Below are 24,521 nucleotides of genomic sequence, written 5' to 3'. Positions count from 1 at the left end.
GTATTACTTCGTTCAATCGGAGGCTGGGTGTTTAACCGTTTTCGCATTTATCGTGAAACGCTTTCGCGTTTTCGTGCGCCGCTTCAGCGGCAGGTGCACGGCCATCGGGTCGCCGTCGAAAGTCCGCGTTGAACGCAGCGGTGCAGGGCGAGCGGGTGGATCTGGATGGCCTTGCACGCTCGACCAGCTGCGAGCTCGAGAAGGCCTGGATGCCGAGGCGGTGCAGGAGTGGGAGCACGGTTCAGCAGAACCGGGTGCTCGGCAGATGACCTCTTCGAGGACGCCGTACGACCGATGCGGCCGCGCTCCACCATGCGCTTGGCGCTTCTTGATGTTCTGCGCGTGGTTCAGGTCGACGCCAGGCGCTTCATCACGGGCGCCCAGCGAGAAGAGCTCCAGCGCCATGGCCTTCGGCAGACCGCACTGGTGCAGCTTCAGCTGCGGGCCGACGGCGATGACGGAACGCGCCGAGTAGGTCGACTCGCTTGCCGAGCAGGTTCTACGACGGAATCGACTCTGGACGCGCCCAGGCATGTCGGACGGCGACTTTCGAGAGCGGACGGTTGCCGGGGCCCGTGACCCGGGCGACCACGGCGGCCGCGTGTCGAAGAAGCGTCGACGGCCTCCTGGAGCATGCGCTTCTCGTTGTTCACGATAGATCTCCGGGCTTGCACCGAGGTCGAGAAGAGCGCACCAGGCGGTTCTTCGCGGTTGATCACGCGGCGGTACAGGTGCGTTCAGGTCGGAGGTCGCAAGCGGCCACCGTCCAACTGCACGCGTCGGACGCAGGTCGGCAGGATGACTTTCGGCACCGGCAGTCGAGCACCATGCCCTTAGGGCTGTTGCTGGTCTGCAGGAACGCGGAGCGACCTTGGGCTGCCAGGCGCACGGGTCTTCTTCTGGCCCTTGCCGGTACGGATGATCTCGCGGAGGCGCTCGGCCTCCTCCTCGAGGTCGAAGGTCTCCAGGCGCTTCTGCAGCGCTGCGGCACCATCGACCCGTCGAAGTACGTGCCGAAGCGGTCACGCGCTCGCGGTAGAGCAGCTCGTCGCCCTCAGGTCCTGGACCTTGAGGTTCTTGAAGCGGTTCCACACCTCGTCGAGACGGTCGATCTCGCGCTGGGCGCGGTCGCGCAACTGCTTCATCTCGCGCTCGGCACCCTCGCGCACCTTGCGGCGCACGTCGGCCTTGGCACCCTCGGCCTCGGCTCGGCCAGGTCGGTCTCGAGCTTCTTGGCGCGGGCCTCAGGTCGGAGTCACGGCGGTTCTCGACCTGCTGACGCTCCACCTGGACGTGCGCCTCGAGGAGGGCAGGTCGCGGGTACGACGCTCCTCGTCGACGAACGCTGATCATGTCGCGCCGCGAAGTAGATGACCTTCTCCCGAGGTCCTTCGGGGCGAGGTCGAGGCAGGCTGGCGAGGGCGCGACAGGGACGCCCTTGAAGTACCAGAATGTGCGTGACGGGGCGGCGAGCTCGATGTGGCCCATCCGCTCACGGCGCACCTTGGCGCGCGTGACCTCGACGCCACAGCGCTCGCAGATGATGCCCGCTGAAAGCGGACACGCTTGCTTGCCGCAGTAGCACTCCCAGTCCCGGGTAAGGACCGAAGATCTTCTCGCAGAAGAGTCCGTCCTTCTCGAGGCTTGAGAGTGCGGTAGTTGATGGTCTCAGGCTTCTTGACCTCGCCGTGGCTCCACTGACGGATGTCGTCAGCGGTGGCCAGACCGATCCGGAGCTCATCGAAGAAGTTGACGTCGAGCACTATGCGTCAATCCCTCTCAGGGTTCGTAAGTCTGTGGTCTGAAACGGGGGTCGCGGGGTCGGTGCGGGGACTCATCCTGAGCCCCCGCACCTGACCCGTCAGACCTCTTCGACGCTGCTCGGCTCGCGCCGGGACAGGTCGATGCCGAGCTCCTCCGCTGCGCGGAAGACGTCCTCGTCGGTGTCGCGCATCTCGATGGACATGCCGTCCGAGGACAGCACCTCCACGTTGAGGCTTTGGGGGACTGCATTTCCTTGATGAGCACCTTGAAGGACTCGGGAATGCCGGGCTCGGGGATGTTCTCGCCCTTGACGATGGCCTCGTAGACCTTCACGCGGCCGGTGACGTCGTCGGACTTGATGGTCAGCAGCTCCTGGAGGGCGTAAGCGGCGCCGTACGCCTCCAGCGCCCACACCTCCATCTCACCGAAGCGCTGGCCACCGAACTGGGCCTTACCGCAGCGGCTGCTGGGTGATCATCAGTACAGACCGGTCGAGCGGGCGTGCAGCTTGTCGTCGACCAGGTGGTGCAGCGAGGATGTACATGTACCCGATCGAGATCGGGTCCGGGAACAACTCGCCGGGCGGCCGTCAGACAACCTCGCCTTGCCGGACGGGGAGGACCATGCGGTCGCCGTCGCGGTTCAGGTGGGTGCTCCAGCAGACCGGCCAGCTCGTCCTCACGCGCCGTCGAAGACCGGGGTCGCGACGTTCGTACGCGGCTGGACCTGGTCGGCGCCGATCGCCTGGAGGCGCTGGGCCCACTCGTCGCGGGCCGGAGACGTCCCAGCCCTGGCTGGCGAGCCAGCCGAGGTGGATCTCCAGGACTGTCCCGGGTTCATTCGGGACGGCACACCCAGCGGGTTCAGGATGATGTCGACCGGAGTTCCGTCCTCGAGGAACGGCATGTCCTCGATCAGGAAGGATCTTCGAGATAACACCTGTTGCCGTGGCGGCCGGCGAGCTTGTCACCGTCGGTGATCTTGCGCTTCTGGGCTACGTAGACGCGAACCAGCTGGTTCACGCCCGGGTAGCTCGTCGCCCTCTTCGCGGTCGAAGACGCGGACGCCGATGACCTTGCCGATCTCGCCGTGGGGGCACCTTCAGGGAGTGTCACGGACCTCGCGGGCCTTCTCACCGAAGATCGCGCGGAGCAGGCGCTCCTCCGGCGTCAGCTCGGTCTCACCCTTGGGTGACCTTGCCGACGAGGATAATCGCCGGCGACGACCTCGGCACCGATACGGATGATGCCGCGCTCGTCGAGGTCGGCGGGGACCTCCTCGGAGACGTTCGGGATGTCCCGAAGGCCGATCTCCTCGGAGCCGAGCTTGGTGTCACGCGCGTCGACCTCGTGCTCTTCGATGTGGATCGAAAGAGAGCACGTCAAACCTCGGACGAGACCCGCTGGCACAAGATGATGGCGTCCTCGTAGTTGTGACCCTCCCACGGCGCTGAGACGCCACGAGCAGGTTCTTGCCGAGGGGCCCATCTCGCCCTCTTCGGTCGCGGGACCGTCGGCCAGCACCTGGCCGGCGAATGACCCGCTGGCCCTCGTCTGACGACGCTACTGGTTCACAGAGGTGCCTGGTTGGGCTTTGGCGAGAACTTGTGCAGGCGGGTACGTGGTGCATGTACGCGTGCCGTCGTCGTTGGTTGCGGTGATGTGGTCGCGGAGACCTCCTGGACCACACCGTCGCTTCTCGGCCTTGAGCACGTCGCCGGCGCGTCGACGGCGCAGCGGTACTCCATGCCGGTGCCGACCAGCGGCGCCTCGGACTTAATCAGCAGCACGGCCTGACGCATCATGTTCGCGCCCATGAGGGGCACGGTTGGCGTCGTCGTGCTCCGAGGAACGGATCCATGGCGGTCGCGACCGACACCATCTGGCGCGGCAGGAGACGTCCATGTAGTCGGCTTGATCCGTGCGCCGGGCACGTAGTCGACCTCTCGCCACGACGGCGGACCAGGACGCGAAGGCCTCGGCGAACCCGGAGCTCGTCGGTCAGCGGCGCGTTGGCCTGCGCGATGACGAAGCGGTCCTCCTCGTCGGCGGTGAGGTAGGTCCACCTCGTCGCCGACGACACACCGTCGGTCACCTTGCGGTACTTTGTCTCGATGAAGCCGAACGCGTTGATCGGCCGTACGAGGCGAGCGGGCCGATCGGAAGGCCGATGACCGGGCCTTCCGGGCGTCGTCGATCCCGGGCGCATGCGGCCGTAGTGCGACGGGTGCACGTCACGGATAGCCTCGAAGCCGGCCCGCTCACGGGATGGCAGACCACCCGGGCCCGAGGGCGTTCAGACGACGCTTGTGCGTCAGCCCCGACAGCGGGTTGTTCTGGTCCATGAACTGGGACAGCTGGGACGTACCGAAGAACTCCTTGATCGACGCCACCACGGGGCGGATGTTGATCAGGGTCTGCGGCGTGATCGCCTCGACGTCCTGCGTGGTCATGCGCTCGCGCGCGACGCGCTCCATACGGGCGAGACCCGTACGGACCTGGTTCTGGATCAGCTCACCGACGTTACGGATGCGGCGGTTGCCAAAGTGGTCGATGTCGTCGGTCTCGACGATGATGTCGCGACCCGACTCGCCGACCGTCTCGGTCTCACCGGCGTGCAGCTTGACCAGGTACTTGATGGTCGCGATGACGTCGTCGGTGGTGAGCACGCCGGCGTCCAGCGGCTCGTCGGCGCCGAGCTTCTTGTTCACCATGCGGCGGCCGACCTTCGCGGGTCGTAGCGCTTCAGGTTGAAGTAGAGTTCTCGAGCAGCGTCTGCAGGCGGCCTCACGCGTGGGCGGCTCGCCCGGGCGCAGCTTGCGGTAGATGTCGAGCAGCGCGTCGTCCTGGCCCTGGGTGTGGTCCTTCTCCAGGGTGGCGCGCATGGACTCGTGCTGGCCGAACTCCTCGAGGATCTGCTCGGTCGTCCAACCGAGGCCTTAGGCAGGACGGTGACGGACTGCTTGCGCTTGCGGATCGTGCGCACACCGACCATGTCGCGCTTGTCGATCTCCATCTCCAGCCAGGCACGGGACGGGATGATCTTGGCGGAGAAGATGTCACTTGTCGGACGTCTTGTCGATGGAGGAGTCGAAGTAGACACCGGGCGAACGGACCAGCTGCGACACCACGACACGCTCGGTGCCGTTGATGACGAACGTACCCTTGTTCGTGCATGAGCGGGAAGTCGCCCATGAAGACCGTCTGAGACTCGGTCTCACCGGTCTCGTTGTTAGTGAACTCGGCGGTGACGAAGAGCGGGGCGGCGAGACGTGAAGTCGCGCTCCCTTTGCACTCGTCGATCGAGTTCTTCGGAGGCTCGAAGCGGTGGTCGCGGAACGTCAGAGACATCGACCCGGAGAAGTCCTCGATCGGGAGATCTCCTCGAAAGATCTCCTCGAGGCCGGACTTGGTGGGGACGTTCTGTCCCTTTCGAGCCGCCTCGACACAGGCCTTCCACGCGTCGTTGCCGAGCAGCCAGTCGAAGCTCTCGGTTTGCAGCGCAAAGGTTCGGAACCTCGAGGGGCTCCCTTGATCTTTGCAAAGGAGATGCGCAGCGGGGCGGTGCTGGCGCCGTTGTTCGTATTCGCGGTCGAGGCGTTGCGCGAGGCGGCCAAGGGGAGTCCCTTCCGAGGGCTCGGACTCACTACGCGCGTACCGGTCCCAAGCCGTGCAGGGGGACGGCCCCTCTGATCTGGGGATAAGGCCAGGTCAGGGCGGGTTTAGTCCACAGTGCTCAAGGCGAGGCATGCCCCTGGTGACAGGCAGGGAGCAGCTAACAGGCAGCGCAGAAAGGGACAGTGTAGCCAGAAAGGCCCACTGATGTCCAGTGCGGGTTTTTGAGACCCTCGTTGTCCTCAACCGTTCACCGTCTGCGGCGTTCCTTGTGCGCTGAGCGCACATCTTTACTGCCCTCTTCGCCGTCGATCCATGCCTCGGATCCGGATCGTTGTGACGACGCGTCCTGAGAATTGCGCGCTGCGTGCGGTTCGTCAAGGCCCCCTCTTGGCCGAACAGGGGTGGCGCCAGGCGCAGCGAGATCACCATACTCGTCGCGACCGACATCGCAAGGCACCGTCCACCTGCGGGCCAGCGAACGCCGAAGGGCGACCGCAGTTGGGTGATCGCCCTTCAGTACGTCAGTGTTACAGCTCGGGGACCAGTTTCACCGAAGAGGGTCCAGCAGACTCGCAAAGGTCACTTGACTTCGACGGAGGCGCCGGCGCCCTTGAGGGCCTCGGCGGCCTTCTCCGCGGCGTCCTTGGCGACCTTCTCGAGGACCGGCTTCGGGGTGCCGTCGACGAGGTCCTTGGCCTCCTTGAGGGCCCAGGGAGGTGAGCTCGCGCACGACCTTGATGACCTGGATCTTCTTCTCGCCGGCGCCGGTGAGGATGACGTCGAACTCGTCCTGCTCCTCGGCGGCAGCGGCGTCGCCGCCACCCTGGGCCGGACCGGCGGCAGCGGCGACGGCCGCGGCGGCGGTGACGTCGAACTTCTCCTCGAAGGCCTTCACGAACTCCGGAGAGCTCGATGAGGGTCATCTCCTCGAACTGGGCGAGCAGGGTCTTCCTGGCTGAGCTTCGCCATGATGGGCGATCCTTCCACTAAATCGGCTGGTGCCGGTTGTCCATGTAGGCGGGCGTACTGTCGGCCCGCTTCGACCGTCGCCTCAGGCGGCGGTCAATGTGCGAGCCGAATTACTCGGCACCGCCCTGCTCGGCCTGCTTGGCACGAAGCGCCTCCGCGGTGCGGACGAACTTCGAGGGCAGCGCCTGGAAGAGCTGAGCAGCCTGGGACTGCTTGCCCTTGAAGGCACCGGCCAGCTTGCTGAGCAGAACCTCGCGGGACTCGAGGTCCGCAAGCTCTTGATCTCGTCGGCGGACAGCGCCTTGCCGTCAAGGACACCGCCCTTGATGACGAGGTTCGGGTTCTCCTTGGCGAAGTCACGAAGACCCTTCGCCGACTCCACCGGGTCACCGGTGACGAAGGCAACCGCCGTCGGACCGTTGAACAGGTCGTCGAGCGTGGGTGATCCCGGCCTCGTTGGCCGCGATCTTGGTCAGCGTGTTCTTCACCACGGCGTACTCGGAGTTCTCACCGAGCGAACTGGCGCAGCTGCTTGAGCTGGGCCACGGTGAGACCCCGGTACTCGGTCAGCACGGCGGCGTTCGAGCTGCGGAACTTGTCCGTGAGCTCGGCTACCGCGGCAGCCTTGTCGGGCGTCGGCATAGAGCGTCGGCCTCCTTCCGGGTGATGAGGACCGCTCAGAAGGAGGCTGGGAAAAACGAAACGCCCCCGGCACAGGTGCACGGGGGCGTGAGCTCGACCAGAATCCGTGAGGACTCCAGGAGCACTTCCACAGTCACCTGCGCGGGTCGTCCGCGGTTTCAGCGGATCTCTTCGGCCGCCAGCACCCTCTTGCGAAAGTGCGGCAACGACCAGCGGTCTTTGGCTTCTGTGGAAGGTTACGTGAAGGGATACGTGTCAAGCAAATCCGCTCAGACGTCGCTGTCGGAGGCGCCCTCGCCCGCCGCGTCGCCGAGCTCCTTGAGCATGTCCATGAGGTCGAAGGTCTGGTTCGCCGGCGGTACGTCGACCTTCACCGCGGCCCCGTAGTCGGAGAACTTCTCGGAGACCTCGACGGCGCCCTGCGCGCTGTCCATCGTGACGTCCATCCGGACCGGCAGGTCGTCCTCGTTGACCCACAGCTCCGTGTCGTAGTCCTTGATGCCGGCCTTCTTGACGTTCTTGAGGAGCTCGCTGCGCTCGGACTTGCTGAGCACCTTGAGGGAGTCGTTCGACTTCATCATCTCGTCGACCGTCAGCTTGCCCTTGTAGTGCTGGGTCTTCACGCCGTCGACCGTGGCGGAGCCGATGTGCTTCAGGTTCGGCGAGTCGAGCAGGACCGCGATCTGCTGGGCCGGGTCCTGGTTCACGCTGTCCAGGCTGCCGGTCATCTGGCGGGTGAGCGCCTGGTCGCCGGACTCCTTCGCGAGGGCGCCGAGGTCCATCTTCATCCAGCGCTTGCCGTCCATGTCCTTGGCGGCCGCGGTGCCCCATGTCCATGTACATCACGTCGTCCTGCCAGACCATGCGGATGTCCTTGGGCGCATCCGTCCCCGGCGGCCAGCGCGGAACCGCTCATCGTCATATCCATGACGGTGGGGTCCCAGCCCATGGTGCCGGACATCTTCATGGTGCCGCCGCCCGTGGCCGAGGCCATCGGCGACGACGGCATCTTCATGGTCATCTCGACCTTGGCGGACTTGACCTCGGACGTCTTCTCGTACGCGGCCGTCAGGGCGCGGGTGATCTGCGAGTGGGACTGCGCGTCCGACTCGGTCCCCTTGTCCGAGCCTCCGCCGCAGGCCACGGCCCCGGTGCAGAGCAGTGCGGTCGCGGCGGCAGTGCCGAGCGCGCGTCGTACGACAACAGTCATCTCAATCCCACCCCTTAGAACATGCGTACTGAGCGCACCATATCGGACGCCTCGGACAGCGGTCCGTGGATCAGCGGGCCTCGGTCACGTCGTCGAAGTCGACGGTGTCGTGGGCGGACGGCCGCTCGGCGCGGGCCTTCGCGCCGTAGTCGCTGTAGCGGACCCGTGCTGGTGAAATCGCCCGCGCGCTGGGTGCGCCGCACCAGGAGGTGGCGGGCGTCGAGCCAGACGTCGATGCGCTGCTTGCCCGCGGTCCCCCGGTAGTGGGTGGTCGGACGCCGTGCACGGTCTCCCGCCCGACCCTGCGGACGTCGTCGGCCTTCGCGAGCGCCTTGAGGGAGTCGGCCGGGGTGAGGTCGCTGTGCGCGTCGTACGGGTGGCGGATCCAGTGCCGGCCGCCCTGGAAGGCGGCGAACGCGTCGGTCATGCGCGTGTAGTACGCGTCGGGCAGGAACCGCGTCTGGGACGGGTCGCCGCCCAACTTGCGGGTGGGAGGCGGCCAGTTCGCCGCCGGTGACGCGTACTTCGAGGGTGCCGCAGGGACCGCCGGACCAGCCGAGCGCGCCCGCGCTGCGACGTGAGGCGGCTGCCGCTGTCCATCGTCGCCTCGACGCGCGCCGAGCCGGCCGCCGCGACCTTCCGCTGCGCCGTGCGCAGGGCGCGCGCTCGCGGCCTCGTCGGCCTGCGGCTCCCGCCCGCCGCAGGCGACCAGCAGTGCGCCCGCCGCGACGAGCGCCGCGATCCGTCCGTGCCTCATCCGCTCCCCGGGTCGGTCACGACGACGCTAGCGCAGCCCGTACGTACGAGGGCGGGAAAGAGGAACGGGCCCCGCACCTCGGAAGGTGCAGGGGCCCGTCGCCGACTTCAGGCGAGCTGTGCAGCTCAGACCGCGGCCGGGTCCTCCTCGGTGAGGAGGTTGCGGGTGCGGTTCGGGTCGACCGGAATGCCGGGGCCCATCGTGGTGGTGATGGCGGCCTTCTTGATGTAGCGACCCTTGGCGGCGGACGGCTTCAGACGGAGGATCTCCTCCAGCGCCGCGCCGTAGTTCTCCACCAGCTTGGGTGTCGTCGAAGGACGCCTTGCCGATGATGAAGTGCAGGTTCGAGTGCTTGTCGACGCGGAACTCGATCTTGCCACCCTTGATCTCGTTCACGGCCTTGGCCACGTCCGGGGTCACGGTGCCGGTCTTCGGGTTCGGCATGAGGCCACGGGGACCGAGCACGCGGCCGAGGCGGCCGACCTTGCCCATGAGGTCCGGGGTGGCGACGACGGCGTCGAACTCGTTCAGGCGCTGGCCCTGGAGATCTCGTCGATGAGCTCGTCGGAGCCGACGATGTCGGCGCCGGCGGCCTCCGCGGCCGCAGCACGGTCACCGGTCGCGAAGACCAGGACCCGGGCGGTCTTGCCGGTGCCGTGCGGAAGGTTCACGGTGCCACGGACCATCTGGTCGGCCTTGCGCGGGTCAACGCCCAGGAGCGGAAGGCGACCTCGACGGTGCCGTCGAACTTCGACGCGGAGGTCTCCTTGGCGAGACGGACGGCCTCGAGCGGGGCGTAGAGCTTGTCCCGGTCGATCTTGGCGTCCGCAGCGCGGAGAGTCTCGCTGCGCTTGCTCACTACTGCTCCTGTGTGTTCTGGAGGAGTCGTGGTCCGGGCCGAGCAGGCCCTGCCACGGATGTACCTACGAGGTGGGTGTCAGCCCTCGACCGTGATGCCCATGGAGCGGGCGGTGCCGGCGATGATCTTGGACGCGGCGTCCGGTCATTGGCGTTGAGGTCGGGCATCTTGGTCGTGGCGATCTCGCGGACCTGCGCCTCGGTGATCTTGGCGACCTTGGTCTTGTGCGGCTCGCCGGAGCCCTTCTCGACACCAGCGGCCTTGAGGATCATCTTCGCGGCCGGCGGGTGCTTGGTGATGAAGGTGAAGGAGCTGGTCTTCGTAGACCGTGATCTCCACCGGATGACCCAACCGCGCTGCGACTCGGTCGCGGCGTTGTAGGCCTGCAGAACTCCATGATGTTGACGCCGTGCTGGCCCAGCGCGGGGCCGACCTGGCGGGCCGGGCTGGCGGCGCCGGCCTGGATCTGGAGCTTGATGAGCCCCTGTGACCTTCTTTCTTCTTGGGAGGCATGTGCTCTCTCTCTCCGGGTCTTAGTGAGTGTTCAGCCGCCACTCGTGAACGATGATCGTCCAGATCATCCGGATGGAGGCATACCGCACAACGATAACGGGTATCCCATGCGCGGCTACAAAAACCGAGCAGGTCAGACAGGCTTTTGCAGGCCCATCTGACCTGTTCGGAAGCGGTGTGCCCAGAAGCTGCTAGGACGTACTAGTTCTTCTGGATCTGGTCGAAGCTGAGCTCGACCGGGGTCTCGCGGCCGAAGATCTCGACGAGGCCCTTGACCTTCTTCTTCGGAGTCGGCGTTGATCTCGTTGATCGTGGCCTGCAGCGTCGCGAACGGGCCGTCGGTGACGGTGACCGAGTCGCCGACCTCGAAGTCCAGGACCTCGACGGTGACCTTGCGGGCCGGGAGCCGAAACTTGCCCTCGGCCTCGGCGGCCTCGCGGGCGGCCTTCTCCTCGGCCTCCGGGGCGAGCATCTTGACGATCTCGTCCAGGGTCAGCGGGTACGGGTCGTAGGCGTTGCCCCACGAAGCCGGTGACGCCCGGCGTGTTGCGGACGACGCCCCGGGACTCGTTCGTCAGATCCATGCGGACGAGCACGTCAGCCGGGCAGCTTTGTTCTGCCGGACGTTCTTGCGCTCGCCGTTCTTGATCTGGACGATCTCTTCCTCGGGCACCTCGGCCTGGTAGATGAAGTCGCTCGACGTTCAGCGAGACGGCGCGCTGCTCCAGGTTCGCCTTCACGCGCTTCGTCGCAGCCCGCGTAGGTGTGGATCACGTACCACTCGCCGGGCAGGCCGCGCGAGCTCGTCACGCAGAGCGGTGATCGGGTCGACCTGCTCCGCGACGGCTTCCTCGGCCTCGATCTCGGCCTCGACGGCCTCGTCCTCGGCGTCGTCGACGTCGTTCCCGCCGTCGGCCTCGACCTCGAGGGCGGCCTCCTCGGCGGGCTCACCAGCGGCGATGTCGGCAGCTTCGACCTGGTCCGGGTCTCGGCGTCCGCCGCCTCGACGATGTCGAGCTGGTCCTCCACGGACTCCGCCGACTCGATGGCGTCGTTCAGGTTCGGGTCAGACACGGTGGCTGCTTCTTCCTGGATACATGGGGGTGGAACACGCGAAAGGGGCGCGGACACGGCGCCCTCCGCTCGGCTCAGCCGAAGATGTACTTGATGAGTGGTTGAACCCATAGTCAATCACGGTAACCAGACCGATCATGATGACGGCGAACACAATCACCACGGTCGTGTACGTCGAGAGCTGACTGCGAGTCGGCCAGACGACCTTGCGGAGTTCCGCGACGATCTGGCGGTAGAAGAGTGCGCAGGCGGCCGAAGGGGCCCTTCTTGCCATTTGCCCTGCGGGCCTTCTTCTTGGACTCCGGCGCCTCATCCTGGGCATCAGGCATGTCGATGGAGCCCACGGCGTCCGTCACTTTCGTCCTCACCTGATTCCGGGTCGTGGCCGTGCCGCTCCGGTTGAGCCACACGGCGGTGCAATGCAGTACGTACATGCGACACATCCTGGCGAAGGAGTGTGGCAGGGCCGGAGGGACTTGAACCCCCAACCGCTGGTTTTGGAGACCAGTGCTCTACCAATTGAGCTACGACCGCTTTGTCTCCCCCAACGTACCGCATCTGCCCGGACGCACGGAGTGCTGTGGAGAAAATGCGGCCGGTGAAGGCCAACGAGCAGTGAGTGTACGTGTTCCGCGGCCCCTCCGTCGAACGAGATGCCGACGGGAAGTGGATCAACATCGGATCGGCGGCCGGATCCGATGGTCTTGGAAACCCGTGTGCCGGGCGGGTTTCGGGTCTGGAACGATGGGGGTTATGGCAGCGCTGCAACTCCTTCCCGTCCGCTGGGTCCCGCTGGTTCGTCCCCACCGAGCGCCGGGTCTCGGCCCGCGTCGGCTCCATCTCCGAGTCGGCGACCCTCGCCGTCGACGCCAAGGCCAAGGCCCTCAAGGCCGCCGGGCGTCCCGGTGATCGGCTTCGGTGCCGGTGAGCCCGACTTCCCGACCTCGGACTATATCGTCGAGGCGGCCATCGAGCCTGCAAGAGCGAAGTTCCACCGCTACACGCCGGCCGGCGGTCTGCGGAGCTGAAGGCCGCGATCGCCGCGAAGCGCTGCGCGACTCCGGCTACGAGGTCGACGCCGTCGCGATCCTGGTGACGAACGGCGGCAAGCAGGCCATCTACGGGGCGTTCGCCGCGATCCTCGACCCGGGCGACGAGGTCATCGTCCCGGCTGTACTGGACGACGTACCCCGAGTCGATCCGCCTCGCGGGCGGCGTGCCGGTGGACGTCGTGGCCGACGGGGACGACCGCTGCCGCGCCTCCGGTCGAGCGGCTGGAGGGCCGCGCGCACCGAGCGCATCGAAAGGTCGCTGCTGTTCGTGTCGCCGCCGAACCCGACGCGGCGCCGTGCTAGCGGAGGCCGACGCCGAGGCGATCGGCCGCTGGGCCGTGGAGCACGGTCTGTGGGTCATGACGGACGAGATCTACGAGCACCGCTCGTCTACGGGGACGCGAAGTTCACGCCGCTGCCCGCGATCCTTCCGGAGCTGCGCTGGCAAGTGCTGCATCGATCGTGAACGGCGTCGCAGACGTACGCGATGACCGGCTGGCGCGTGCGGATCATCGGCCCGAAGGACGTCGTGAAGGCCGCGACGAACCTGCAGTCGCGCCACTTCGAACGTCTCCAACGTGGCGCAGGCGGCCGGCGCTTCGCCCGCCGTGTCCGGCGATCTGACCGCCGTGGAGAAGATGCGTGAGGCCTTCGACCGGCGTCGCAGGACGATCGTGCGGATGCTGAACGAGATCGACGGCGTCGTCTGCCCCGAGCCCAAGGGCGCCTTCTACCGCGTACCCGTCGGTGAAGGGGCTGCTCGGCAGGAGATCCGCGGCAAGCGCCCGCAGGACTCCGTCGAGCTGGCCGCGCTCATCCTGGAGGAGGCCGAGGTCGCCGTCGTGCCCGGCGAGGCCTTCGGTACGCCGGGCTACCTGCGCCTCTCGTACGCGCTGGGTGACGAGGACCTGGTCGCAGGGCGTCTCGCGCGTCCAAGCTGCTGGCCGAGGCGCGGGACTGAGTTTCCGCTTCTGCGCGCAGAAAGCCTCGCGAACAGGCCGCCTCCTCAGGGAGGCGGCCCGTTTCTTCGTTCGGGCGGGGCCCCGAAGGTGGAAGGCGCTACCGGTACTACAGGTACGTACGGCAGGATCTTTGGGATGGAGCGTGAAGCACGTGACGTACGTCAGTTGCCGAGACCCATCTGCACCTGCACTTCACCGGGTCGATGCGGCCCACGACCCTGCTCGAACTCGCCGGCAAGTACGGCGTGCGGCTGCCCGAGGCGCTGACCGGGGGCGGAGCCGCCGAAGCTGCGGGCCACCGACGAGCGCGGATGGTTCCGCTTCCAGCGGCTCTACGACGCGGCGCGGTCCTGTCTGCGGGAGCCCGAGGACATCCAGCGGCTCGTGCGGGAGGCCGCCGAGGAGGATCATCGCGGACGGCTCAGGGGTGGCTGGAAGTCCAGGTCGACCCGACGTCGTACGCACCCCGGCTGGGCGGGCTGGATCAGCTGGAGATCATCCTCGACGCCGTGGAGAGCGCGTCGCGGGAGACCGGTCTCGGATGCAGGTGCTCGTCGCCGCGAACCGCATGAAGCATCCGCTGGACGCCCGGACGCTGGCGCGGCTCGCGCGGTGCGGTACGCGGACCAGGGGCATCGTCGGGTTCGGGCCTCGGAGCGACGAACGGCGCGGGATGGCGCGGGACTTCGACCGGGCCTTCCACATCGCCCGGGAGGGCGGGCTGCTCTCGGCGCCGCACGGCGGCGAGCTGACCGGTCCGGCCTCGGTCGGGGACTGCCTCGACGATCTGGACGCCACCCGGATCGGGCACGGCGTGCGGGCCGCCGAGGACCCGCGGCTGCTGAAAGCGCTCGCCGACCGGGGCGTCACCGCGAGTGTGCCCGGCGTCGAACGTCGCGCTCGGTGTCTACGAAGCCCGAGGACGTGCCGCTGCGCGCTGTTCGAGGCCGGGGTGCCGATGGCGCTCGGCGCGGACGACCCGCTCCTGTTCGGGTCGCGGCTCGCGGCCCAATACGAGATCGCGCGCCGCCACCGACTTCTCCGACGCCCGAACTGGCCGAGCTGGCACGGCAGTCGGTGCGCGCTCCGCGGCGCCCGGGGCACGTCAAGACCAAGCTCCTCGGCGGCGTGGACGCGTGGTTGGTCGGCTGATCGACTGATCGGCCGGCTCGGGGCGGGGCGGGCCTATGCGATGCCGGTGAGCAGCGTGGGCGGCGTGTGCCGGGCGAACTCGTCGACCGGTTGCGGCGGTCTGCGGTCGGGACATCTCGTAGGCGAAGGCGCGCTGGGAGCACGCGCCCAGGAGGGCGAGGCGGCCCGCGTACGTGTCAGCTCCGGCGCTGATGCGGCCCGCCTTCTGTTCGGCCCTCAGATAGGCGTCGAGGCCCTGGATCGGCTTGTGCGGGCCGGTGCCCAGCTCGCGCATCACCTCTTCGTGGCGGCGCTTGAGCTGGGGGCTCCGCGTGCAGGATGCGGCCATCGGGAACGTCTGCTCGTAGAAGAGCGCCGCTTCGTGCGCGATGTCGGTGAGGTTCTCCTCGACCGTGCGGTCGGGGTTTCCCGCGCCCTCCGTGAGGAAGGCGGCCCAGGAGGGAGCCCAGCTTCGGTAGGCGCTCGTTGAGCACCGTCACGAAGAGCTCCTCCCTTGTTGGCGAAGTACTTGTAGAGCGCCGCTGGAACAGCCCGCCTCCTTGGCGATCGCCTTGGGTGGTGGTGCGGGCGAGGCCGATGCTCAGCATGAGTTCGTGCGCCGCGTCGACGGTGATGCGGACACGGGCCGGCTTCTGGTCCATGCGGGCTCCCAGCATGCGGCGCCGCGGGGGTGAGTACTCCACTCACTCTAAGGGTGAGAGGGGGTGAGTGAGTACTCACCCACCACGTGACGCAGCATGGAGGCGGTCATGAAGCTCGACGGTTTTCGGTGCGACGGGCGGCATCGGGCAGGAGGTCGTCAAGCAGGCCCTGGCGGCCGGGCACGAGGTCCACGGCGGTGGTCTGCGATCCGGCGCGGTTCTCCGTGACCGGGGGAGCGCCTTGGAGGTCTTCACGGCGACCTGAGGGACCCGGAGTCGCTGCGCCCCCGCGGTCGCGGGCCGGGACGCGGTGCTCTCCGCTCGGCGCCCCGCAAGAGAAGGCGGACGCGGGCGTCGCCGCGGAGCTGACGCAGCTCCGTCCTCAAGGCGATGGAGGCGGAGGGCGTGCGCCGGCTGCTCGTGGTCAGCGCAGGACGGTGGCGGCCCGCCAACTCGCCGCTCCGCCGGCGCGCCATGGTGAAACTGGTCGGCTCGGTCCTCGAGCGCCGTCTGCGGTCGATCTGGCCGCCACTGGAGGCCGAGGTGGCGGCGAGCGCACGACGGACTGGACGCCAGGTGCGCCCGCGCTCTCCAGGACAAGCCGCTCACCGGCTCGTACCGGACCGTCGTGGGCGCTTCCCGCGCTCGGGCCAGCATCCCGCGCGGACGTGGCGCAATGCGATGCTGGCGATTGGTGGACGACCCGGCGGCGGTGAAGCAGGGCGATAGGGTGGCGTGCCGCCGACCGCGCCCCTCCGCGATGGGTCGCAAGGTGGCCTCGCGCCGTTCGCGAGTGGTCCTGGCGATGCCCCGCGGTCGTCGTCACCGGACACCATGACCATGCCCATGCTGCCCTTGTCGGCTGCGCGCGCACGCCGAGACGTCACGCCCGGACGCGCTGTAGGCGCCGCACCCGAGCTCTCCGCCAGGGCCTCACGGTTCGGCCACTCCAGGTGTCCTTCACCGCATCATGCCCGCGCTGCCGAACCCGTCGCGCATCTCGTCCTGCCGCGATCTTCGAGGAACCTGGTCGTGCAGGTCGGTGCTCCGGCGGGGACACGATCAGCGCGCCGGTCTTCTCGTCCTTGTGACGGCGGAGAACGGTTCGGCGTCGTCGGCCGGCACCGTCTGCGCCAGCGAGAGAGTTCCGGCTGGTCGGCCACGCCGCCCGCGTCGAGTCGAGGGCATCCCGTGGAAGGCTTCGGCGTCGCCGCCGCATAGCGCGGATAGTCCGCCCACCGCTCGTACTGCCATCCCGCGACGGCACGCAGCGCGCCCGCCACGACGGTCAGGGCAGGCGCGAGGGCCCGCCTGCTTCGCGCAGCCGGGTCCCGCGGCGGCACGTCCGGGGAGCCGGAGCGGATCCCGTGCCGAGGCAGCCGCAGCGCGCCCGCCGCCTGCGCGTCCACAGAGCACCTTGGCTGCTCGCGCAGTGCACGGGACCAGCACGGTCAGCGCACAGGAGCGCGGCTCGGGAGAGTCCCAGAGCGGGCATCGACCGGCAGCCGAGCCGCCCGCCAGCAGGCCGAGCACGAGCAAAGCGGGCGTACGGCCGGCGCGCGTCAGACACGTGAGGCCGAGTCCGGCACCCAGCGCGGCGAAGCGTCCCTGGCGCGTCTGCAAGCCGCCGGTCGTTCAAGCCAGGCCGGGTGCGGCCCTCCTCCCGCCTGCGCGGCGGCGGCGCGCGGGTCCCACGCCGCTGTTCAGGGCGGTCCTGGCGTCGTGGCGCTGGACACGGTTCTCGGACGCGCGGCGGTGCCGTACCGCTCAGTCGGCCGGCTCGCGTGGCGCGGCGCCTGCGGCGAGTCCGCGCCGAGTTCCCGCTAGCCGGTCCGCGGCCCGATCGCCCGCGCGCCAGGCGCCCGAGGCTGCTCCATGGGGTCGCCAGGCCAGGACCGGGCTCCGCGTACGCGGCGAGCAGGTCCAGGGTCGTCCGGAAGGCGTACCGAGTCCGGCGCGGTAGGCGCGCTCGGCCTCCAGGTCGTGCCGTCGTCAGTCCTCGGCGGCATGGGCGCGGCCGAGGATTCAGCGAAAGGCCTGCGTGCGGTCCGTGCGCGCCTCCAGGGGCGGCCCGTGCCTGCGCGCGCGGCCCGAACTCTGCGCGCGCAGCAGCGCTTGCGCGTGCCGTGCGGGCAGCCTGACTGTCGCCGTTCTCCTCATCTGTGTCCCCACCCCTGATGTACGTGTCGATCTGCTCTGACGTCGTCACTATCAGCGAGTGCCTACGGGGTCAATGGAAAATCGCGGCTCAGAGGCGGACGCCGAGCCCGTCACCGGCTCGTTGACCAGCGTCTGCGCCGAAGGCCCGCGCACGCCCGCGACGACCTCGCGGGCGAGGGTCAGGGAGGTCCTCCGTGGTGGCCTCGCCGCGGTTGGTGAGGGCCAGGGTGTGCTTCGTGGAGATGCGGGCGGGGCCCGTGCCGTAGCCCTTGGTGAAGCCCGCCTTGTCGATGAGCCAGGCCGCCGAGGTCTTGGTGAGCCCGTCGCCCGCGGGGGAAGGCGCGCGCCTTCGCGTCGGGGCCCAGGCGCTCGGCCACGCGCGCGCGTGGAAGGCGGCGAACTCCGCCTCCGTGAGGATCGGGTTCGTGAAGAACGAGGCCGGCCGACCAGGTGTCGTGGTCCTCCGGGTCGAGGACCATGCCCTTGCCCGCGCGCAGCTTCAAGACGGTCTCGCGCGCGGTGGCCGCCGGGACGCGGTCCCCGGCCTCCACGCCGAGGGTGCGGGCGGTCTCCGGGTACTTGATGGGCGCGCTCAGCCCGTCCGCGTCCTCCAGCTCGAACCGCACCCGCAGCACCACATAGCGGTCGGGTTCGGCCTTGAAGCGGCTGTGGCGGTACGAGAAGGCGCACTCGGCGTTCGGGATCGTGACGGTCTCGCCCGCCTCGCGGTCGTAGGCGATCACCTCGGTGATCGTGGCGGAGACCCTCCTGGCCGTACGCGCCGACGTTCTGGATCGGCGTCGCGCCGGCCGAGCCCGGGATGCCGGCGAGGCACTCGATGCCCGCGAGGCCCGCCTCGACGGTCCCGCGCCACGGCGTCGGTCCACACCCTCGCCGGCCGCCAACTCCAGCTTCGTGCCGTCGAGTTCGAAGCCCTTGGTGGCGATGCGCAGGGCGGTGCCCTGCGAAGCCCTCGTCGCCGATGACGAGGTTGCTGCCGCCGCCGATGATCAGCAGCGGCGTGCCGGCGGCGTCGGCTCTGCGCACCGCGTCGACCACCTCGGCGTCGGTCGTCGCGGGTGAGCAGCCGGGTGGCGGGCCCGCCGAGCCGGAAGGTGGTCAGCGAGGGGGGCTTCGTGAGTTCCTGCATCGCGCACCAGGGTACGAGAACGGCCCCGCCGGTCGGGCGGGGCCGTTCTCGTACCGCGTCTCACGGGAGGCGCCGCAGAGGCGTCGCTTCCAGTCGATCGGCAGTGCGTCGGTGGTGGTCTGCCATGTGACGAACTTCGCGTCCTTCATCTGGTCGCGCAGTCCGGCGGCGATCGGCCCGTGCGGCGCGGGAGGCCGCGAAGGCCTTGAGCGCCTTGGGCGACTCCCAGACGGACAGCGTCCAGAAGGTGCGCTTGAGGGGCTGCGCCTTCAGGGTCGCTCCGTAGGGCTGCCGGGGCGCGCGGCCCACCTGGCGCCAGATCGTGCGGGCGTGCGGAGGAAGAACTTCAGGGCGATGCACAGGGTGCGGGCCTCGAAGCGGGAGGCGAAGACGCGGCCTCCGCGCGCGTGTGCGGGGTGTTCGGAACGGTCCAGGGCAGGGTCGGCATGACGCGCCTCCCAGGTCGGTGTCCAGTGGCCGGGCGTCCTGTGGCCGCTGTCCGGTGGCCAGGCGCTCTGGTGGTCAGGCGTCCTGCGGTCAGGCGTCTCTCCAGAACCGCCGGCTCGGCGTCCCGCACTACGGCCGTAGTGGCTGCAGGCGCTCCGGGCCCGCGGGATGAACAGGGCCGCGACGCCCGCCACGGCCACCACGGCGGCGCCGGACCCACAGGGCGGGCTCTGATGCCGCTCACGAACTGCTGCGCGGAGCCGTAGCCGCCCTGCGCCGAGAAGATCGACGCCATGACCGCGATGCTCGAGGGCGCCGCCGACCTCGCGCAGTGGCGTTGTTGGCCCCGGAGGCGATGCCCCTGCCTGTCCGGCCGGGCGCTGGACATGACCAGGTTGGATGCCGGGGCGAAGTAGAGGGACATCCCGATGCCGCTGACGATGAGGGCGGGCAGCTGGGCGGCGTACGACACGTCGGCGGCGACCACGGCGGCGAACCAGCCGAGTCCGACGGCCTGGAGGAAGAGTCCGGCGGCGACGACCGGGCGGCCGCCGATCCGGTCCGACAGGTATCCGGCGATCGGCGCGACGAGCATCGGCATGCCGGTCCAGGGCAGCATCCGCAGGCCCGCCTCGGTCGGCGAGTAGCCGAGCACGCCCTGCATGAACTGGGCGAGCAGGAAGATCGAGCCGAACATCCCGAGGAACATCAGCAGGCTCGCTGCGTTGATGCCGGCGAAGGCACGGGACCGGAAGAGCCGCATGGGGAGCATGGGGTTCTGGTGCCGGCTGCCGTGGCGGACGAACCCGCAGAGCAGGGCCACGCCGGCGAACAGCCCGGTCAGGACGAGCGTGTCGCTCCAGCCGACGATCGGCGCGCGCACCAGCCCGTAGACGATGCCGAAGAGGCCGCCGCTGGCGAGCAGGGTGCCCACGATGTCGAGCCGGGCGCCGGACCCGTACGACTCCTTCAGCCGGAGCCGGGCCAGGGGCAGCAGGGCGAGGCCCAGCGGGACGTTCAGCCAGAAGATCCAGTGCCAGGAGATGTGCTCGGTGAGGCTGCCGCCGATGAGGGCCCGGAGGCGACCGCGAGTCCGTTGACCGCGCCCCAGATCCCGTACGCCATCCCGCGCTTGGCGACCGGGACGGCCGCGGTGAGCAGGGTCAGCGTGAGCGGCATCATGATCGCGGCGCCGACGCCCTGCACCGCGCGGGCCGCGATCAGCGAGTCGATACCGGGGCCATGGCCGCGGCGGCGGAGGCCCCGGTGAAGACCGTCAGGCCGACGAGGAAGAGCCGGCGGCGCCCGAACCGGTCACCGAGCGCGGCGCCGAACATCAGCAGCACGGCGAAGGTGAGCGTGTACGCGCTGACCGTCCACTCCAGGTCGTCGAGCGCGCCGCCGAAGTCCGCGCGGATGGACGGCAGGGCGGTGGTGACGACGAGAGCTGTCGAGCGCCGCCATGAATCCGGCGACGCTGGTGATGAGGAGGGCCCAGACCGCTCCCCCGCGCCTGCTATCCGCCGCAGCTCGCCCACACGTGCTTTCCCCGAGATCCGGAAAGATTAGTTATTGATGACTCAACTTTCACGGGCACAAGAAAACCGCACCCTCATGACGCCCGCACCGTCGGCTACTCGCGCTGAAACTGAGCTCGTAGAAGCCCGTCCGCACCCGGTGATCGGGCTGGAAGCCCATCGACACCAGGACGTTGACCAACATGCCGAACGCCAGGAACTGCGTCGTCTCACCCTCGCCCAGCGCCAGCAGGACCGTGTCGTACACATCCAGCCGGCCCGCAGCGTCTCCGCGAACTCCCGGTCACCGGACGCCTCCGCCGGGAGGCCACGGCGACCTACATCTGCATCTGCATCAGCAGCACGTCCGAGTCTCGTCGGCGATGAGGCGACTGGTACGCCGCCCTATCGCATGCAGTCTCTCTTTCGCCCTAGAGTCCCTCCTGACGCGCCTTGCGGAAGACCCTCGGTGTGGTCCGCTTCGCAGCAAACGCCGGGACGCTCAGGAAGATGGCCTGCTTCCCGGGAAGAGCCGGAAGAGATACGGCTGCGAGACACCCACGCTTGGCGATCGCCTCGGTGGACGTGCCCTTGTAGCCGCGGGCGAATTCGATCATCGCCGCACGGATGACGCCTCGCGCCGCTCCTCCGCACTCATCCTGACCATGCGACCAAGTTAGATGGCCAATCACTATCTACGTCAACCCCTCGCGGCCGAAGGGCGGAAACGCACGAGGTGCCCACGAGAGCGCGTAAGGGTGCCCAGCCGGGCACCCTTACGCACACAGCTACAGGCGGCGATCAGACCAGCTGGACGACCGCTCGCGACATCCCGGAGCACCTTCTGGCCCGCGCTCATGGCGTCATCAGGTCGACCCGCACGCGGTTGTCGTCGAGCTTGGCCGCGACCTTGGCGCCCGACCTCGATCTCGGCGCCCTTGTCGTCGTTCGGGACGACGACCGGCTGACGAACGCACGCCGTACTCCACGACCGCGGCCGGGTCGCCGGCCCAGTCGGTGACGACGCGGATCGCCTCGGCCATGGTGAACATGCCGTGCGCGATCACATCCGGCAGACCGACCTCGACCGCGAACTTCTCGTTCCAGTGGATCGGGCTGAAGTCGCCGGAGGCGCGCGCGCTCGACGACGCTGTGCGCGCGTCACGGGAAGCTCTGCGCCGGCAGCTCGCGCCGATCTCGACGTCGGCGTGCTTGATGGTCGTCGCCATGGCGATCAGGCCTCCTCAGCGGCGCGCGAGACGAGCTTGGTCCAGGGCGGTCACGACGTGCTCGCCCGCCCTGTCGTTGCACCTCGCCGCGGACGTCGATGATATCGTTGCCCGCGAGGGACCTGATGCCCTCGATGGTGGAGGTGACGCTGAGCCGGTCACCAGGGCGCACCGGGCGCGTGTAGGCGAACTCTGGTCGCCGTGCACGACGCGGCTGTAGTCGAGACCCAGCTCCGGGTCGTGGACGACCTCGCCGGCCGCCTTGAACGTGATCGCGAACACAAAAGTGGGCGGGGCGATCACATCGTGCGGCCGGAGCTCACGCGCGGCCGCCGGGGTCGACGTAGGCGGGGTTCGCGTCCCCGACCGCCTCCACGCGAACTCCGCGGATCTTCTCGGCCGACCTCGTACGGGGGCGGTGGGCGGGTAGGTCCGCCCCACGAAGGGACTCGCTCGAATGCGCCATGGACTCGGCACCTCCTGGGTGAGTGACGAGAGGGGAATGCGACGGGATCAAGCAGCGGACAACGACATGCCGCAAGATTGGGGACGGCGCTCATGTGCGAAGCGCCCAATTAGCGCGCGCGTTTCGCGGTGCGCGGTGTGCGCGCGTTGCAACGCGGGCAGTGCAGCTTCATCTCCAAGACGGTCCGGGTCGCCACGCCGGTTCTTCTTGGTGATGTAGTTCCGCTCACTTGCACTCCACGCAGGCCAGCGTATTGATCTTCGGGCGGACGTCGGTGGCAGCCACGTGGAAGTGCTCCTTGACGGACAGGACGGGATGGATTAACAGCATAAGAGTAGCTCGATCGAGAGGACCGACTCCCGAAATCGGCTACTGTCAGCAGCGTGGTGCACCGGACTCTGGAACCGGTGACACGGCGATTATGAGCCGCTTGCTCTACCGGACTCGGAGCTACACCCTGCTGTGATGCGAGCTCACGGGAGGTGAGGAACCATCACGCAGGAGCCCCAATGCGGAATCGAACTGCAGACCTTCTCCTTACCATGGAGACGCTCTACCGACTGGAGCTTATTGGGGCGAGCGATGAAGACATTACACGGTCGCGCGCCGATCGCCCAAACTGTTTCCCGCCGCCACTGCCCGAGGGGAACCCTGGCGCTCTTTCCCCGACCGGCACTTGCGCCACTCGGACCTCATCAGTACGACTTTTTGCGGCCTTCCTCGAAGCGGCCCGGCCACCGTCCGTACTCAATCCCACTCTGCGTGATCTTGAGTCCGCCACCAGCCCTGACGAGCCCTCTGGAGCGCGATGCCCGACAGCCCGCCGCAGCCCCCGTCCCCGGCGCACCTGGCGACGACTCCGTGCCGGACGGCTCGGGACTGTTAGCGCTGAGCGGCGCCCGGCTCACCGACGGCAGTGGGGCCGACGCGCTGGCGGCGGGCGCATCGAGGTCGCCTGCACGCCTGCGTCACGGCGCACGGGCCGCGCGTGGACCTTCCGGCTACCTGCTGCCCGCTCCCGCGGGAGAGCCGCATCACGCGCATCGGGCGACACGGCACCACGGCGGACGGCGACGGCCGGTCCTGTACGACGCGGACGACGTCCAGCGCCGGGGTCAGAGGCCACCCCTCCTGCAGCTCGGGCAATGGGGCCACCGCGGTGCGCTCCCACGTGCGGATCGGCTAATGGCGGAGGTTCGGCTGGCCGGAGCCAAAGGCAGGCCCGGCGGTCCCTGATGGGGCTCTCGCGGACCCAGGCGGTGGCGATGCCGCGGCTGCTGACCGCTCTCGTGGGGTTAATGGGGTCGCGACGCCAGGACGCCAGAAGATGGGCGCCTCCGTAGGTAGGTGGCTGCCCTGGCCCGGGATCCCGACCCGACGGCTACGTGGAGGCGGCGGCTGGAGGTCGCCGCTGAGCACGGTGGCTGCCCGGCCGACCTGCACACGGACGGCGCCGACCCGGCCCGCTCGGACGGCCCTGCAGGCCGCCGGCGGCCGCGCAGTGGTGTCACGGTACCCGCTGGGCGGTCTGGCGCGGGCTGCCTGCGGAGGTGGCGCGGCGGGCCGCGGACGGGCTCGTGGCGCCGGGTGGTGGTGGCGTGCCTGCCGCAGGCGGCTGCGCGGGCGTGGACGGGCGGGGTCAGCCGGTACGGCTGCTGCGGGCGGCCGGGGTGCGGGTGGCGGCGGGCAGCGGGCGTTGCGGGACGTCGCGAACTGGTGGGCCGGGGCGATCCGCTGGAGGCCGGCTACTTGCTGGCCTCGCGCCGGGATACGAGACGTACGACGCGGTGAGTTCGGTGGCGCGGGCGGCGCTCGGGCTGCCGGAGGTGCGGGTGGAGGCGGGGTTCCCCGCGGGAGCGCCTGCGGTGTACATCTCGCTGGCGGGGGCGCTGTCGCTCGCGTATTACTGGATCGTCGTGCACCGGGGCGGTCGGCACGGACCAGCGCGGTGCGGGAGTACTCGCGACTCGGCCGCCGCGTCGCGCTCGACCTGCCGCGGCAGGGGCGGGGCGGCCAAGCACGGGGCGGCGGGTCCCGCGTAGCGCCCAGCCTCCGCGCGCGTGGTCACCCGTGAGTGAACACGCGCGTACGTGCTGATGTGTGAGGGATCGTCAGAAGTTCTCCGTCCAGCGGGTTTATGTCCGCCGCTGGGGTCGGTCTCAACGGGCTGCCCGCCAGCATGAGCCCGTCAGGGAGACTGCGCACTGACGGGGCCTTCTAGACGCTCGAGGCGGCCAGAGCGGCACCTTCGCACCCCGGGCAGAAGCGGCGCACGAAAAACGCGAGCGTTTCACGATAAAATGCGAAAACGGTTGTCCAATTGACCGAACGAAGTACACG

The 24,521-nt window shown here is 68.8% G+C and carries 13 protein-coding genes, 2 tRNA genes and 19 pseudogenes; 5 read left to right on the top strand and 29 right to left on the bottom strand.

Translation table 11 applies throughout. The features are described 5' to 3' along the window. Positions 1–21: 21 nt before the first annotated feature. The 21 genes and pseudogenes from RBJ77_RS47930 to RBJ77_RS47830 form a co-directional block, all read right to left on the bottom strand. Positions 22–1,763, bottom strand: a pseudogene (locus RBJ77_RS47930) (DNA-directed RNA polymerase subunit beta'); the annotation flags it as partial. A 98-nt stretch (positions 1,764–1,861) separates the two neighbouring features. Then, the gene (locus tag RBJ77_RS47925; RefSeq protein WP_372350728.1) at positions 1,862–1,990 is read right to left on the bottom strand and encodes a hypothetical protein; all 129 of its coding nucleotides are present in this window, start codon (positions 1,988–1,990) and stop codon (positions 1,862–1,864) included. Between the two features lie 74 nt (positions 1,991–2,064). Continuing rightward, a pseudogene (locus RBJ77_RS47920) lies at positions 2,065–2,184 on the bottom strand (hypothetical protein); the annotation flags it as partial. Positions 2,185–2,442: 258 nt separating this feature from the next. Then, positions 2,443–2,670, bottom strand: a complete 228-nt coding sequence (locus RBJ77_RS47915; protein ID WP_372350724.1) for a hypothetical protein — start codon at positions 2,668–2,670, stop codon at positions 2,443–2,445. A gap of 8 nt (positions 2,671–2,678) precedes the next feature. Then, a complete protein-coding gene (locus RBJ77_RS47910; protein ID WP_372350723.1) occupies positions 2,679–2,786 on the bottom strand; it encodes a hypothetical protein in 108 nt (35 codons plus the stop codon). Between the two features lie 147 nt (positions 2,787–2,933). After that, a complete protein-coding gene (locus RBJ77_RS47905; RefSeq protein WP_372350726.1) occupies positions 2,934–3,251 on the bottom strand; it encodes a hypothetical protein in 318 nt (105 codons plus the stop codon). Between the two features lie 83 nt (positions 3,252–3,334). Then, the gene (locus RBJ77_RS47900; RefSeq protein WP_372350722.1) at positions 3,335–3,580 is read right to left on the bottom strand and encodes a hypothetical protein; all 246 of its coding nucleotides are present in this window, start codon (positions 3,578–3,580) and stop codon (positions 3,335–3,337) included. Then, positions 3,565–3,972 carry a hypothetical protein gene (locus RBJ77_RS47895; RefSeq protein WP_372350721.1) on the bottom strand — a complete coding sequence of 136 codons (408 nt, stop codon included), beginning with the start codon at positions 3,970–3,972 and terminating at the stop codon, positions 3,565–3,567. The genes RBJ77_RS47900 and RBJ77_RS47895 overlap by 16 nt, the downstream gene beginning before the upstream one ends. A gap of 52 nt (positions 3,973–4,024) precedes the next feature. Next, positions 4,025–4,648, bottom strand: a complete 624-nt coding sequence (locus RBJ77_RS47890; protein WP_372350720.1) for a hypothetical protein — start codon at positions 4,646–4,648, stop codon at positions 4,025–4,027. Between the two features lie 174 nt (positions 4,649–4,822). After that, on the bottom strand, positions 4,823–4,984 hold the full coding sequence (locus RBJ77_RS47885; protein WP_372344997.1) for a hypothetical protein: 162 nt from the start codon (positions 4,982–4,984) through the stop codon (positions 4,823–4,825). A gap of 976 nt (positions 4,985–5,960) precedes the next feature. Beyond that, positions 5,961–6,350: pseudogene (rplL, locus tag RBJ77_RS47880) on the bottom strand (50S ribosomal protein L7/L12). 110 nt (positions 6,351–6,460) lie between these two features. Then, positions 6,461–6,992: pseudogene (rplJ, locus tag RBJ77_RS47875) on the bottom strand (50S ribosomal protein L10). Between the two features lie 269 nt (positions 6,993–7,261). After that, positions 7,262–8,202 (bottom strand): annotated as a pseudogene (locus RBJ77_RS47870) (hypothetical protein). Positions 8,203–8,272: 70 nt separating this feature from the next. Beyond that, the gene (locus RBJ77_RS47865; RefSeq protein WP_372350719.1) at positions 8,273–8,959 is read right to left on the bottom strand and encodes a hypothetical protein; all 687 of its coding nucleotides are present in this window, start codon (positions 8,957–8,959) and stop codon (positions 8,273–8,275) included. A 125-nt stretch (positions 8,960–9,084) separates the two neighbouring features. Continuing rightward, positions 9,085–9,818, bottom strand: a pseudogene (rplA, locus tag RBJ77_RS47860) (50S ribosomal protein L1). A 78-nt stretch (positions 9,819–9,896) separates the two neighbouring features. Continuing rightward, a pseudogene (rplK, locus tag RBJ77_RS47855) lies at positions 9,897–10,331 on the bottom strand (50S ribosomal protein L11). 133 nt (positions 10,332–10,464) lie between these two features. Then, complete coding sequence (locus RBJ77_RS47850; protein ID WP_372350727.1) at positions 10,465–10,803, bottom strand: hypothetical protein; 339 nt, start codon at positions 10,801–10,803, stop codon at positions 10,465–10,467. A gap of 85 nt (positions 10,804–10,888) precedes the next feature. Further along, a pseudogene (locus RBJ77_RS47845) lies at positions 10,889–11,071 on the bottom strand (transcription termination/antitermination protein NusG); the annotation flags it as partial. A 190-nt stretch (positions 11,072–11,261) separates the two neighbouring features. Beyond that, positions 11,262–11,405, bottom strand: a pseudogene (locus tag RBJ77_RS47840) (transcription termination/antitermination protein NusG); the annotation flags it as partial. A gap of 74 nt (positions 11,406–11,479) precedes the next feature. Beyond that, a pseudogene (secE, locus tag RBJ77_RS47835) lies at positions 11,480–11,761 on the bottom strand (preprotein translocase subunit SecE). A gap of 102 nt (positions 11,762–11,863) precedes the next feature. Further along, positions 11,864–11,940 (bottom strand) — tRNA-Trp (locus tag RBJ77_RS47830). Positions 11,941–13,035: 1,095 nt separating this feature from the next. Here RBJ77_RS47830 and RBJ77_RS47825 point away from each other — a divergent pair. From RBJ77_RS47825 to RBJ77_RS47815, 3 pseudogenes are all read left to right on the top strand, one after another. Beyond that, positions 13,036–13,308, top strand: a pseudogene (locus RBJ77_RS47825) (aminotransferase class I/II-fold pyridoxal phosphate-dependent enzyme); the annotation flags it as partial. Between the two features lie 399 nt (positions 13,309–13,707). Then, positions 13,708–13,776 (top strand): annotated as a pseudogene (locus RBJ77_RS47820) (hypothetical protein); the annotation flags it as partial. A 184-nt stretch (positions 13,777–13,960) separates the two neighbouring features. Next, positions 13,961–14,407 (top strand): annotated as a pseudogene (locus tag RBJ77_RS47815) (adenosine deaminase); the annotation flags it as partial. A gap of 197 nt (positions 14,408–14,604) precedes the next feature. Here RBJ77_RS47815 and RBJ77_RS47810 read toward each other — a convergent pair. Both RBJ77_RS47810 and RBJ77_RS47805 read right to left on the bottom strand, forming a co-directional pair. After that, positions 14,605–15,212: pseudogene (locus tag RBJ77_RS47810) on the bottom strand (TetR/AcrR family transcriptional regulator). A gap of 2,248 nt (positions 15,213–17,460) precedes the next feature. Further along, complete coding sequence (locus RBJ77_RS47805; RefSeq protein ID WP_372350725.1) at positions 17,461–17,790, bottom strand: hypothetical protein; 330 nt, start codon at positions 17,788–17,790, stop codon at positions 17,461–17,463. Between the two features lie 335 nt (positions 17,791–18,125). On the opposite strand from RBJ77_RS47805, the gene RBJ77_RS47800 reads away from it, so the two are divergent. Further along, positions 18,126–18,455, top strand: a complete 330-nt coding sequence (locus RBJ77_RS47800) for a hypothetical protein (protein WP_372350718.1) — start codon at positions 18,126–18,128, stop codon at positions 18,453–18,455. Between the two features lie 153 nt (positions 18,456–18,608). On the opposite strand, the pseudogene RBJ77_RS47795 reads toward RBJ77_RS47800, so the two are convergent. The 6 genes and pseudogenes from RBJ77_RS47795 to RBJ77_RS47770 form a co-directional block, all read right to left on the bottom strand. Next, positions 18,609–18,970: pseudogene (locus RBJ77_RS47795) on the bottom strand (DUF3291 domain-containing protein); the annotation flags it as partial. A gap of 148 nt (positions 18,971–19,118) precedes the next feature. Continuing rightward, positions 19,119–20,433, bottom strand: a pseudogene (locus tag RBJ77_RS47790) (DHA2 family efflux MFS transporter permease subunit); the annotation flags it as partial. An 854-nt stretch (positions 20,434–21,287) separates the two neighbouring features. Continuing rightward, positions 21,288–21,715: pseudogene (locus RBJ77_RS47785) on the bottom strand (MaoC/PaaZ C-terminal domain-containing protein). Positions 21,716–21,720: 5 nt separating this feature from the next. After that, a pseudogene (locus RBJ77_RS47780) lies at positions 21,721–22,174 on the bottom strand (MaoC family dehydratase N-terminal domain-containing protein). Between the two features lie 123 nt (positions 22,175–22,297). Beyond that, positions 22,298–22,466: pseudogene (rpmG, locus tag RBJ77_RS47775) on the bottom strand (50S ribosomal protein L33); the annotation flags it as partial. Between the two features lie 217 nt (positions 22,467–22,683). Continuing rightward, positions 22,684–22,758, bottom strand: a tRNA-Thr gene (locus RBJ77_RS47770). A 1,021-nt stretch (positions 22,759–23,779) separates the two neighbouring features. Here RBJ77_RS47770 and RBJ77_RS47765 point away from each other — a divergent pair. Then, positions 23,780–24,223 (top strand): hypothetical protein, encoded by a 444-nt coding sequence (locus tag RBJ77_RS47765; protein WP_372350717.1) that lies wholly within the window; start codon positions 23,780–23,782, stop codon positions 24,221–24,223. Positions 24,224–24,521 lie beyond the last annotated feature (298 nt).

Source organism: Streptomyces sp. KL116D, assembly GCF_030766975.1.
In the GTDB taxonomy this organism is placed as follows: Bacteria; Actinomycetota; Actinomycetes; order Streptomycetales; family Streptomycetaceae; genus Streptomyces; species Streptomyces longispororuber_A.
This window is presented reverse-complemented; position numbering and strand designations above follow the sequence as displayed.

Coding starts and splice junctions, on each gene's coding strand:
- RBJ77_RS47915 (WP_372350724.1), bottom strand. CDS start 2,670: ATGCCGTTCCTCGAGGACGGAACTCCGGTCGACATCATCCTGAACCCG.
- RBJ77_RS47905 (WP_372350726.1), bottom strand. CDS start 3,251: ATGGGCCCCTCGGCAAGAACCTGCTCGTGGCGTCTCAGCGCCGTGGGA.
- RBJ77_RS47900 (WP_372350722.1), bottom strand. CDS start 3,580: ATGGGCGCGAACATGATGCGTCAGGCCGTGCTGCTGATTAAGTCCGAG.
- RBJ77_RS47895 (WP_372350721.1), bottom strand. CDS start 3,972: ATGCGCCCGGGATCGACGACGCCCGGAAGGCCCGGTCATCGGCCTTCC.
- RBJ77_RS47890 (WP_372350720.1), bottom strand. CDS start 4,648: ATGCGCGCCACCCTGGAGAAGGACCACACCCAGGGCCAGGACGACGCG.
- RBJ77_RS47865 (WP_372350719.1), bottom strand. CDS start 8,959: ATGAGGCACGGACGGATCGCGGCGCTCGTCGCGGCGGGCGCACTGCTG.
- RBJ77_RS47850 (WP_372350727.1), bottom strand. CDS start 10,803: ATGCTCGCCCCGGAGGCCGAGGAGAAGGCCGCCCGCGAGGCCGCCGAG.